9 protein-coding genes are annotated in these 12276 nt (G+C 56.3%); all 9 read left to right on the forward strand.

Annotated elements, in window-relative coordinates; genetic code table 11:
• Positions 1 to 6 precede the first annotated feature (6 nt).
• Complete coding sequence (locus tag ACKGJP_RS05755) at positions 7 to 2841, forward strand: extracellular solute-binding protein (RefSeq protein ID WP_409344727.1); 2835 nt, start codon at positions 7 to 9, stop codon at positions 2839 to 2841.
• Positions 2838 to 3812, forward strand: coding sequence for a carbohydrate ABC transporter permease (locus ACKGJP_RS05760; RefSeq protein WP_409344728.1), 975 nt, complete (start codon positions 2838 to 2840; stop codon positions 3810 to 3812). The genes ACKGJP_RS05755 and ACKGJP_RS05760 overlap by 4 nt, the downstream gene beginning before the upstream one ends.
• A gap of 5 nt (positions 3813 to 3817) precedes the next feature.
• Positions 3818 to 4690, forward strand: coding sequence for a carbohydrate ABC transporter permease (locus tag ACKGJP_RS05765; RefSeq protein WP_409344729.1), 873 nt, complete (start codon positions 3818 to 3820; stop codon positions 4688 to 4690).
• A gap of 16 nt (positions 4691 to 4706) precedes the next feature.
• Entirely contained in the window at positions 4707 to 6146 is a 1440-nt protein-coding gene (locus ACKGJP_RS05770; RefSeq protein ID WP_409344730.1) for a hypothetical protein, read from the forward strand.
• Positions 6146 to 6772, forward strand: a complete 627-nt coding sequence (locus ACKGJP_RS05775; RefSeq protein ID WP_409344731.1) for a YIP1 family protein — start codon at positions 6146 to 6148, stop codon at positions 6770 to 6772. The genes ACKGJP_RS05770 and ACKGJP_RS05775 overlap by 1 nt, the downstream gene beginning before the upstream one ends.
• Positions 6765 to 9074 (forward strand): DUF5696 domain-containing protein, encoded by a 2310-nt coding sequence (locus tag ACKGJP_RS05780; protein WP_409344732.1) that lies wholly within the window; start codon positions 6765 to 6767, stop codon positions 9072 to 9074. The genes ACKGJP_RS05775 and ACKGJP_RS05780 overlap by 8 nt, the downstream gene beginning before the upstream one ends.
• Positions 9071 to 9973: a carbohydrate ABC transporter permease gene (locus tag ACKGJP_RS05785; RefSeq protein WP_409344733.1), complete on the forward strand. Its 903-nt coding sequence runs from the start codon at positions 9071 to 9073 to the stop codon at positions 9971 to 9973. Before ACKGJP_RS05780 ends, ACKGJP_RS05785 begins: the two co-directional genes overlap by 4 nt.
• Before the next feature lie 12 nt (positions 9974 to 9985).
• Positions 9986 to 10978 carry a carbohydrate ABC transporter permease gene (locus tag ACKGJP_RS05790; RefSeq protein ID WP_409344734.1) on the forward strand — a complete coding sequence of 331 codons (993 nt, stop codon included), beginning with the start codon at positions 9986 to 9988 and terminating at the stop codon, positions 10976 to 10978.
• A 171-nt stretch (positions 10979 to 11149) separates the two neighbouring features.
• Positions 11150 to 12253, forward strand: coding sequence for a Gfo/Idh/MocA family protein (locus ACKGJP_RS05795; RefSeq protein ID WP_409344735.1), 1104 nt, complete (start codon positions 11150 to 11152; stop codon positions 12251 to 12253).
• Positions 12254 to 12276: the final 23 nt, after the last annotated feature.

Here is a 12276-nt window from a genome sequence, read left to right on the forward strand (position 1 = left end):
ACGGAGTTGATCCCAATCAAAAAGATGGTGCCCGTTCTATGCATCCTTGCGCTGGTCTGCGTGCTTCCGTTCCCATCGCTCGCTCAAACGACCGGCGATAGGAACAAGGACGCGTACCCGGCCAAGATCAAGGAGCTGGAAAAAGCGGGCGCGGCCGACACCTCCAAGCAGGTTGTCGAAATAGCGGGAGACCGGTTCGCGGCTAAATCCGGCAACGGCGGCATTCGCGCCGGCGATTGGCAGGGAAAATCGAACGTGCTTCTATGGGACGATGCGGCGGGCGAGGTGGAATACGCCGTTACGGTGCCGGAGGGCGGCTTCTATTACGTGTATGTGGAATATGCGGACACGAATTCGTATGCCGAGACGATCGAACGAGGGCTGCTCGTCAACGGCATAGTCCCTTATGCGGGAGCCGATTCGTTTATTTTGGGGCAGCGGTACCGTTACGACGCATATCCCTTCTCCAAAGACGCGGAAGGGAACGAGAAGCGTCCCAAGCAAGTGGACGTGAAGGAATGGCAGACGGAGCCGGTCAGAGACAAAACCGGTATGACAAGCGCTCCGCTCAAGTTTTTGTTCCAGTCAGGCGCGAATACCGTCAAGCTTACCGGGATCAGAGGAAGCGTTGCGATCTCCAAGCTGATTGTCCGGTCGCCCGAGCCGGTTCCCGGCTACGGCGAATATGCATCGGCTCAGCCTGCCGCACCATCCCCCGCGAGCTTCGTCCATACCGTCGAGGGAGAAAACCCGTACGAGCTATCTTCGAAGGCCATCCAGCTATTCAACATTTCCGAAGCCGGCGTAAGTCCGGAAGCTTACGGCAAGCGGAAGTACAACGCGATCGGCGGACTGTCGTGGCGGCATCCCGGGCAATGGGCGGAGTGGCAGATCGAGGTGCCGCAGGACGGCGTGTACCAGCTCGGCATCAAATACAAGCAGAGCGACAACAACGCGCTCAGCTCCTACAGAACCGTCGAGATCGACGGCCGGGTGCCGTTCCGGGAAATGCTGAACGTGGCGTTCCCTTACAGCGCGTCTTGGGCCAATAAAGCGTTCGGAGACGCCAAGCCGTACGGCTTTTACTTGACCAAGGGCAAGCACCGGATCCGCCTGACCGTGACGTCGGAGCCTTATCAGGACGTATACAGGGCGCTCCTCCGGGCTGCCGATGCCCTTTACGAAACGGATATCGAAATCAAGCAAATTACGGGCGTATCGAGCAGCAAACAGATCGACATGTTCAAGCAGTACGACCTGCCCAAATATATGCCGGATTTGGATAAGCGGCTTTCCGGTCTGGCGGAAGACATCGAGAAGCAGATCGCCGCTCTGTCCGAGCTCACGGGCTCCGCGGAGAGCGGGTTCGATGTGCTGGGAACGGAAGCGGGCAGGCTGAAGGGCTACGCCAAGCATTTGAACGACATTCCCAAAAGCGTCGATTCGCTCAGCAGAATTCAGGCGAACGTAGCCAATTTTGCCGCCAGCCTTGCCTTTCAGCCGCTGCTCATCGACAACCTGACGGTGAAAAGCGCGGACGAACGGTTTCCGAAGGCCAAGCCCGGCATCTGGCGGGCAGCCGGTTATTTTGTCAAAAGCTTCTTGGCTTCCTTCACGAACGATTACGATACCAAAAAGGGATCCAAAGGCACGATCGAAGTGTGGGTGCAGCGCAACCGGGATTACGTCGATTTGATGCAGCAGTACACGAACGAATATTTCACGCCGCAAACCGGCTACAAAGTCAACGTGAACTACATACCGGGGGCGGACGTTCTCGTTCTGGCCAATGCCGCCGGCAAGCAGCCGGACGTCGTGACGGGCGTGGGGATGGATACGCCTTTCAATTTTGCGCTGCGGAACGCGGTCGTGAAGCTGAACGACTATCCGGAATTCGCGGAGCTTAGCAAACGGATTTCCCCGGGCACGGCCATTCCGTTCCATTATGAAGGCGGCGACTATGCCCTTCCGGAGGAAGCGACCATGAGCTTGATGTATTACCGGGAGGACGTCTTGAACCGCAACAACATCGCGGTACCGCAGACGTGGGAGGACGTCAGGAAGATCATTCCCACCCTGCAGCAGAACAATATGAATTTTTGGGCGCCGCAGGGCGACTGGCTGACGTTCTTCTATCAGAACGGCGTCGATATTTATTCCCCAGACGGCTCCGACGTCGGTTTCGACACGCCCAAAGGGTTCGCTTCCTTCAAAACGATGACCGACCTGAATGTCAAATACAATCTCCCCGAGGTCATCACGAGCTTTTATCAGCATTTCCGGCAAGGGGACGTTCCGATCGGCATTTCCGGCATGAGCGACTACTTGCTGTTCCGGCTCGCGGCTCCCGAAATCTCCTCGTTATGGAAAATCGCGCCGATTCCCGGCACGGTCGATGCCGGCGGAACGAACGTCAGGTGGCACGGCGGCGACGTCAGAGGGGTCATGATGATGAAGACGAACAAGGAACGTCAGGACCGGGCATGGCAGTTCGTGCAATGGTGGATGTCGACGGAGACGCAGGCTCAGTTTGCGGGCGATTTGGAGAACAATTACGGTATCGAATTCAGGTGGTATTCCGCGAATCCGGAGGTCGTGAAGCGTACGCCTTGGACGCCTCGGGATAAGGAAGTCGTGCTGGAGCAGCTGAAGTGGTTCAAGGGGATACCTTATGTGCCGGGAGGCTCGTATATGACCGGAAGAGAGCTGGCGAACGCGTGGACCGGCACCGTTATCGACAAAGGAAATTACCGCGAGAAATTGGAGTACGCAGTGGACGGCATCCGACGGGAGATAGCCAGATACCGGCGGGAATACGGGCTTTCGGAGGGATCGCAATGAGCGGCAGAGCGGACGCGGCGATGCGTACGGCAGATCAGAGAGGGCGGAAGCTGGCCGGCAGGACGGCCGTCCTCTGGCACGATATGAAACGAAACAAACTGGCCTACCTGTTTCTGGCCCCTTTCTTGATCTGCTTCTTCATTTTTATCGTTCTGCCGGTTTTATCGGCTTCGCTGCTGGCGTTTACGCGGTTCAACTCGATCGAAGCGCCCGTCTTCGTCGGGCTGCACAATTTCAAGGTCATGTTTACGGAAGACATCGTCCTCATGAAGCACGTCATTTCGAATACGTTCTTTTTCGCGGTATTCGTCGGGCCTGCCGGCTATGCGCTGCAATTTATGATGGCCTGGCTTATTTTGCAAATACCGAGAAGACTTCGCGCGATCTTCACGATGGCGATTTACGTGCCGTCGATTGCGGGCGGGGTCATGATGTCGGTCGTTTGGGTTATCGCCTTCAGCGGCGACCGGTACGGGTATTTGAACCAAATTTTGCTCTACCTCGGCTTTATCGACACTCCTGTCGCCTTTACGCAATCGAGCGGCTACCTGATGGGGGTCATGATATTCGTTACGCTGTGGAGCAGCATGGGCGTCGGCTTTCTGTCGCTGCAGGCGGGGATGATGACCGTCGATCCGCAGCTGTACGAGGCGGGCAAAATGGACGGCATCCGGAACAAAATCCAAGAGGTCTGGTACATCACGATTCCGGCGATGAAGCCGCAAATGCTGTTCTCGGCGATCATGGGCATCGTCGGCGCGCTGAAGGCGGGAGGGATCGGCGTCCAGCTGTCCGGAACGAACCCGACGCCGAACTATGCGGGCCAGCTTCTGCAGAACCATATCGAGGACTTCGGGTTTATCCGGTTCGAGCTCGGCTACGCGACTGCGCTTTCGCTCATGCTGCTCGTGCTCATGTACATGATTAACCGGGTATGCTTCCGGCTGCTTGGCACGAAGGAGGATGAATAAGGCGCATGCTGATCAAAAAGAGGATAAAAAAGCTGCTTCCGTTATCGGCGTCGGACGGAGTCAGGCTGTTGTTCGTCACACTGTATGCTTTGATGTCCATCGCTCCGATCGTGTACATCGTCAATACGGCGTTCAAGCCGTTATCCGAGCTGTTTTTGTATCCGCCGCGGTTTTTCGTAAACAACCCCTCATTTCATAATTTTTACGATCTTTTCTTTGCGCTCAAGCTATCGGTGCTTCCCTTCTCGCGGTATATATTCAACAGCGTCGTCGTCACCGCCGTCACGATCGCCGTTGCGGTCGCGATCAGCACGATGGGCGCGTATTCCCTTTCCAGAATGCGGTTTCCGGGGAAGGACTGGATTTTCGGCGTCATTATCATTTCGCTCATGTTTTCACCGGAAGCGGTCAAAATTACGCGCTACCTGATCGTGACGAAGCTCGGGCTCATGAATGCGTACGGCGGGCATATTTTGCCGCATCTGGCTTTGCCGATCTGCATTTTTCTGATCAAGCAGTTTATGGACCAAATCCCGCACACGCTTAGCGAAGCGGCCAAAATCGACGGGGCGAGCGAATGGAAAATATTCGCCTCGATTATTGTCCCGAACGTGAAACCGGCCATCGGTACCGCTGCGATTTTGACGTTTCAGGCGGTTTGGGGCGATACGGAAACGTCCACCTACTTCATGACCGACGAATCGATGAAGACGCTTCCGTATTTTGTGCAGACGCTGACCGGCGGCCTGTCCACGGTCGTCGCGCGTCAGGGGGCTTCGGCGGCGGCGGGGCTGCTGCTGTTTATTCCGAACCTGATCATTTTCGTTATTTTGCAAAAGTCGATGATCAACACGCTCGTCAATTCGGGGATCAAATAGGACGGAGGGATGCAGCTTGCTTACACGGAAACGGCTCGCCGTTACGCTGCTCGCCGCCATGCTCGGGCTGTTCGGCGCAAGCGGCGAAGCGGGTGCGGCAGCCCCTTACCGTTCGTTCGGTTATTTCGACGGTCACGGGTACAGTATCCAATCGCTTTACGTGCCGGAGCGCGTCATCGGCGGCCAGTTGTACAAGAACGGGAACGGCGTACAGGAAAGCGTCCCCGGACTGAACGGTCCGACCGGGATGTTCATCGATGCCGAAGGGTATCTGTACGTCTCCGATACGAACAACAACCGGGTTGTGAAAATGGACGACAGAGGCCTGCTGCTGATGGAGCTCGGACTCGGGAACGAGGACAAGGCGAAGCTGAAGGCGCCGGAAGGCGTCTACGTATCGGACCGCGGGGACGTCTACGTGTGCGATACGGGCAATAACCGGATAGCCGTTTACAACGCCAAAGGCGAGTGGATCGACGAAATCGTCAAGCCGGACGCCGTCAGCCTGAAGGATGTCACCTTCATTCCGTCCGGGATTTCCATGGACATCAGGGGATTTCTGTACGTCGTCGCCAAAGGGGTGAACGAGGGGCTGATCGTCATTTCGCCCGACAAGAAGTTCGACGGTTTTTTCGGCTCCAACAAGGTTCAGCCATCTGCGCTCGACCGGCTGAAAAACGCCCTGTATACGGACGAACAGAAGAAATCGGCGACCGCAAACGCGGCAAGCGTGTCCGACGTGTTCATCGATCAGGAAGGATTTGTTTATACGAGCACAATGGGCGCCCAAACCGAGCAGATCAAAAAATACAACGTCGGCGGCCAAAATCTGTTTGCCGGCAAAAACATGCAGGTAGGCAGCTCGGCGACCCTCATCGGCTCCTACTCCGGGATTACGGTGGACCGGCTCGGCAATATTTTCGGCATCGACACGGGGGCGGGAAGGGTCTACCAGTTCGATTCGGCGGGAGAGCCGGTGTTCTCGTTCGGCACCAAGCTGCCTGATAATAAGCTGCGTATGGGCATGTTCGGCGATCCTGTCAGCATCAAGGCGAACGCCAAGGGATACTTGTTCGTCACCGACCGCATGTTCAACGGCGTACAGGTTTTCCGGCCCACGGAGTTGGCGGCCAAAATCCATAAAGCAAATGAGCTGTTTAACGAGGGCGATTATGAGGAAGCGAAGAAAAGCAGCGAAGAGGTGCTGAAAAGCAACGTGTTCTACTCGAAAGCGCACTATATGATCGGCAAAGCGCTCTATCGGGAAGGGCAGTGGGAAGCTTCGATGGACCGTTTCGAAACGGTCTACGACACGAACGGCTATTCCGACTCGTTCTGGGAATGGCGCATCAAGTGGGTGCAGAGCCATTTCAGCTATATCGCCGCCGGTATCGCCGCCGTCTTATTCGCTCTTATGGCCGCAGGCAAATTGAAAAGAAAACGGAGGAACGACTAATGCGAAGATTGGGGGATCAGCTCGCCTACTCCTGGAAGTTTTTGTGGCATCCAATCGACGGCTTTTACGATTTGCGATTTTCGGGAAAAGGAAGCGTAGCGTCCGCCTCCGTTTTGCTGGCTCTCTATTATGGATGCCAACTGCTCAAGCTGCAATTTACCCATTTCGTCTTCAATCCGTTCGGTCTTGCGTTTACGTCGCCGTTCCAGCAGCTGCTCGTCAGCTTGCTGCCTGTGCTGATCTGGGTGCTCGCCAATTATCTCGTCAGCTGCATTACGAAAGGACAGGGGACGTTTAAGGCGGTCTATATATCCACGGCATATTCGATGGTTCCTTTCATTTACTTTTCGGTTCCGGTAGCGCTCGTATCCAACGTATTTTCGAATGCGGAAGGCGCCATATACGGCTTTATGAATGTCTTGATATCGGCCTGGATCGCCGTCTTGTTCTATATTCAGGTGAAGGAAGTGCACGGCTTCGAGGTGATGGAAACGTTTACGAATATAGGGTGGATGCTGTTCGCGGGCGTGGCGATCATCGCGTTTGCCGTCGCACTGTTTGGCATCGTGATCCAGTCCGTCAATTTCGCGGTCTCGTTCCTTAGGGAGGCGATCGGCTATGTCTAGAAGCGCACTGCTCCGAAAGCTCAAAATAGGTGCCGTTCTGGCGGTTATTGCGGTAGCGCTGTTCGGCGTGCGGATGCTGCTTGTCAGTCAGGCGAACATCGGCGTCTCCCAGGAAACGAGCGCGCAGCCGCTTCACGAAGCGGTGACGAACGACCGGCTTAAGCGGATGGAAGGCTCCGGGCTCGTCCGGGCAGCGGACAACGCGAACTTGTCGTTGTCGATTGATTTGAAGGACGGCAACATCGAAGTGCTCGACAAGGCGGGCGGTTTCGTTTGGCGAAGCAAGCCGGCCAAGGAGGAAGTGGACAAGGACGCCTCCAACAACTTATGGAAAAACAATCTGCAGTCGCCGCTCATCGTGGAATACGTCAAAAGCTACACCGAAACCGTGCCGACGTTCGCGAACGCCTTCACCCCGAATACGAAAGTGACGGTTTACGAGATGACGAATGGCGCGAGAGCCTACTATGAGTTCGAAAGCATCGGAATCAAGATGGCCGTCGACTATTATCTGCACGACGATCACCTGGAGGTCGAGGTCCCCCATTACATGATCGAGGAGCCGGCGGACGTTTACGAGACCGACGAGCAGGGTGTGACGACGCTCGACAGCAGCAAACTCCGCAAGATCGTCGCTTACAACGTGCTGCCGTTCTTCGGCGCTGCGCAAGCCGGCTCGTCGCAGGGGTATTTGATGGTGCCGGACGGTCCGGGCGCGCTTATCCGTTTCGGGCAAAACAAAACCTATAACCTCAATTTTACGGGGACGGTTTACGGAAGCGATCTATCGTATGCCAATTCCTTCGATTCGTCCTTGTACGCCGGTTTGGAGGAGCCGCGCGCTTTCTACCCGGCGTTCGGGCTGAACCGCGGCGACCGGTCGATGCTTGCCGTCATCCATAGCGGGGAAAGCGGGGCGGATATCGTCGGAAGCCCGGCTGGGGTCAATACGAGCTTCTACAACGCTTACGCGCATTTCAAATTCCGCGAAAAGTACAAGAAGTTAACCGACTTGACGGGGGCGGGCGTATTCCTGTACGCCGACTTTTCGGTCAACGTCACGCGCAACATCAAGTACTACTTGCTGCACGGGGAGAAATCGAATTACGCCGGGATGGCGGAAACGTACCGGAGCTACTTGATGAAGGAGAAGGGCCTTACGAAAAAGCCCGAGCGTGAAGACGGGCTGCCGCTTGAATTGCGCATCGTGGGCGGAGCGGAGAAGGACGGCTTCCTCGCTCCGGCATTCATTCCGATGACGACCTTCGGGCAGGCGGGCGGGATGCTCGATTATTTTCGGCAGAACGGCATCCGCAGCATGAATGTGGTCTATGAAGGCTGGGCGGACGGAGGGACGTCGGTCCGCTATCCGAACCGGTTTCCGGCAGCGTCCCGGCTGGGCGGGACGAAGGGGCTCAAGCAATTCGTCGAGCAGGCCCGCAGCTTCGGCTATAAAGTGCTGCTGGAGGACGATCATATGCGGGCGCTTACGGGAAAAGGAGTTTCGGAGCGCAACGACGTCGTCCGCAACATTCAGAACGCGCCGCTCGACATCGGCGAGAAGGGCGGGCGGGAGCTGGTGCTGAACGCGAATGCGATCGCCAGATTTATGGAACGAAGTATGCCGGAGTACCTTGAGCTGCAAATAGACGGCATCCAGGAGCGAGGATTGGGCGTGCTGAATTCGGACTTTAACGCTTCGCTTCCGATGAACCGGGAACAGATCAAGCGGAAATATGAAGCGTACATCGCCGCGATGGCGAAGGAGCTCGGAGCCGTCAGGCTTTGGCGCGGGATGGCCTTTCAATTGACGGGCGGCGTATCCGTCGAGAACGTTGCCGGCGATTACAGCTTCTCGCCGATTATCGACGAGGTCGTGCCTTTTTATCATATGGCGCTGCATGGGCTGGCGGATTACATCTCGGTTCCGTACAACCAGATGGACGAACCGGAGAAGGAGCTGCTCAAAGCGGTCGAGTACGGGGCGAACGTCGGCTTTGCCGTGACGGCGGAGAAGACGGAGCTGCTGAAGGATGCCAAGCAAAACCGGCTGTACAGCTCGGCTTTCGACATCTGGAAGGAAGATATCCTGAAGCTTTACGGGAAGGTGAATGCGGCTCTGGGCGGCGTATCCGGCTCGTTCATTACGGGACATGAGCAGATCGGCCGCGACGTCTTCCGCACAACGTACGAGAACGGCACGGAGATCGTGTGCAATTATTCGGATTCGCCTTACGCGTATAGAGGGAAATCGGTTCCGGCAATGGACTTTATTGCCGTCAAGGGAAGTGATGGGCCATGAGTAGAATGAGGATTGAGAAGAAGCAGAAGCTGCAGGGCTTGTTGTTCATATCCCCCTGGATAGCGGGCCTCCTGTTGTTTTGGGTATACCCGCTGGTTTATTCGTTCGTCATGAGCTTGAACAAAATTTCGATTCAGGCCGAAGATTTGATTTGGACGTTCGTCGGCTTTGCCAACTACATCCAAATCATGCTGAAGGATACCGGGTTTTGGGATCAGTGGATTCCATTTTTCCTGAAGTCGGTATTCATGATTCCGATCATCATCCTGTTCTCGATCATCTCGGCGCTTTTTCTGAATCAGAAATTCCCGGGCAGAGGCTTCTTCAGAGCCGTCTTTTTCCTCCCGGTGCTCTTTACGACCGGAGGCGTCATCATCAGTCTGCTCACGGCGAACACGGGCGGCGGCGTCGGCGCTGCCGGAACGACGAACACCCTTACGCTGGAATTTCTCCAGGATCAGAATTTGCGGGCGTTTATCCAGTCGAATTTCGACCCGAGGATCGCCGGCACCGTAACCGATATTCTGAATTCCTTCGTCATCATTCTTTGGTACTCCGGCGTGCAAACGGTGCTGCTTCTGGCGGGGCTGCAGAGCATCTCCCCGACCGTTTACGAAGCTGCGGCGATCGATGGAGCCAACGGGTGGGAAACGCTGTGGAAAATTACGCTGCCCGGCCTTATCCCTTTTATCCTCATCGTAGCGGTCTATTCCGTGGTCGATCAGTTTACGATGCCTTCGAACCCGATGATGGGGATGATTAACCGGAACATGTACGAAGGAACGAGAGGGATGGGATACGCTACGGCGATGGGGTGGATATACGTGGCGTTCATTATGGTCATTTTAGCGGCCGTCTTCCTCGTCTTCCGTAAAGCGTTCGTCCAAAAAGTGAGGTAGGGAGGGCTTGCTTTGAATGTACGGCAAAAAATACGGCACGGTATCGCGGGCATGGCTATGCACAGGCAAACGGTCCGCTATAAAGCGAAAGCGTTCATCCTCGGCACGAACAAGGAAAAGCAGGGCGTCCTGAAATATTTGCTGATCTATTTCATTCTGATTAACCTGGCCCTAATCTATATCGCGCCGATGGTTTCGATGCTCAGCACGTCGTTCAAAACGTTCTCCGATCTGATCGACCCGACGACCCGATGGATTCCGAAAAGCTTGAACCTCATAAACTATAAATTCGCCTTCGACTCGCTCAAGATCGCCGTTACGTTTCATGACGATTTCAGCCTGTGGGATAACCTGCGGCGCTCCACCTTGTTCAATACGCTGACCATCGTCGTGTCTTCCGCCGCGCTGCAAGTATTTTCGTGCGCCGTCGCAGGCTATGCGTTCGGCAGGATGACGTTCCCCGGGCAGAAGCTGTGCTTCGTGCTGCTCATTCTGACGTTCGTCGTGCCGCCGCAAACGCTGATGATCCCGCTTATTTGGACTTACAAGTCGTACGGCTTGCTCGATTCGCCGTTCGCGTTTATCGGTCCGGCATTGTTCGGGCACGGCATCAAAGGCGCTTTGTTCGTGTTCATGTACATGCAATTTTTCAAAAAGTTTCCGAAGGAGCTGGAGGAAGCGGCCGTCATCGACGGCGTCGGGGTCGTCAAAATGTTTTGGAAGGTCATGCTCCCGCTCGCAAAACCGGCTATCATCGTCGTGTTTCTGTTCTCCATCGTCTTTCATTGGAACGAAAGCATGCTTACTTCCTATTTCTACGCCAAATTGCAGACGCTCCCGATCAAGCTCGGCGTCCTTCAGCCTGAAGGCGACCCGACCCAGTTGTACGTGCTGCCGGTGAAAATGGCGGCGGGAATGATCGAGCTCGCGCCTTTGCTGCTGCTGTACTTTTTTACGCAGCGCTGGTTTACGGAAAGCATCGAGCGAACGGGTCTGGTCGAATAGGCGGGAAGGCTTGGCGAGAGCAACCGAATCGGACGTACCGTTTGAGGGTTTGATTTATATGGCGCGATTTAGCTGTTTTTGAGAATCATTCAACCGCCATGGAGAAGCTGTGCGGCCAAACGATAACCTATAATGGCCCTGAGACGAGGATCATGAGGAGGGATTTAAGCAATGGGGAAAACGATTCGGATGGCTGTGGTCGGACTCGGCTTCGGCGCGGAATTTATTCCGATTTACCGGGATCACCCGCATGCGGAGATGGCTGCCGTCTGTCAGCGCAATGTACGCAAGCTGAACGAAATCGGCGATCATTTCGGCATTGCGAAGCGGTACGCGAGCTTCGACGAGCTGCTTGGCGACGACGAGATCGACGCGGTGCACATCAATACGCCGATCCCCGACCATGCGGCTCAGAGCATTGCGGCGTTGCAGGCGGGCAAGCATGTGGCGTGCACGGTGCCGATGGCGACGACGCTGGAGGAATGCCGGGCGATCGTCGCGGCACAGAAGGCGTCGGGCAAGACGTACATGATGATGGAAACGGCCGTATACACGCGGGAATTCCTCTATGTCCGGGAGCTGGCGGTAAGCGGGCGGCTCGGCAGAATCCAGTTTCTGCGCGGCTGCCACCAGCAAGAAATGGCCGGCTGGCCCGGGTACTGGGAAGGGCTGCCGCCGATGCATTACGCGACGCATGCCGTTTCGCCGCTGCTTGCGTTGGCCGGGAAGGAAGCCGGTCACGTCGCCTGCTTCGGCTCCGGCCGCATCGAAGAGCGGCTCGCATCCAAGTACGGCTCCCCGTTCGCCGTGGAGTCGGCGCTGTTCCGGCAGCGCGATTCGGAGCTCGCGATGGAGGTAACCCGCTCGCTGTTCGAGACGTCGCGCGAATACGTCGAAAGCTTCGACGTTTACGCCGACAAGATGAGCTTCGAATGGCAGCGGCTCGAAGCGGAATCGCCGATCGTCTTCGCCGGAGAAGAGGGGCGCCGGGTGAACGTGCCGGATTATGCGCACCTGCTGCCCGAGCCGATCCGGAAGTACACGACGGAGGGCGTTTACGACGATGCCGGCAACGAGCACTTGTCGTTCAAGCAAGGCAGCGGCCACGGCGGCTCGCATCCGCATCTCGCCCATGAGTTCGTCATGAGCATCGTGGAGAAGCGCCGCCCGTTCCCGGACGCGCTCATGGCGGCGAACTGGACCTGCGCGGGCATCTGCGCGCATCAATCGGCCATGCGGGGCGGCGCAATCGTCGACATTCCCCGGTTTGACTAGGGCGGGAAGGCGTGCAAGGGGAC

The organism is Paenibacillus litoralis, from assembly GCF_046244365.1.
Classification (GTDB): Bacteria; Bacillota; Bacilli; order Paenibacillales; family NBRC-103111; genus Paenibacillus_V.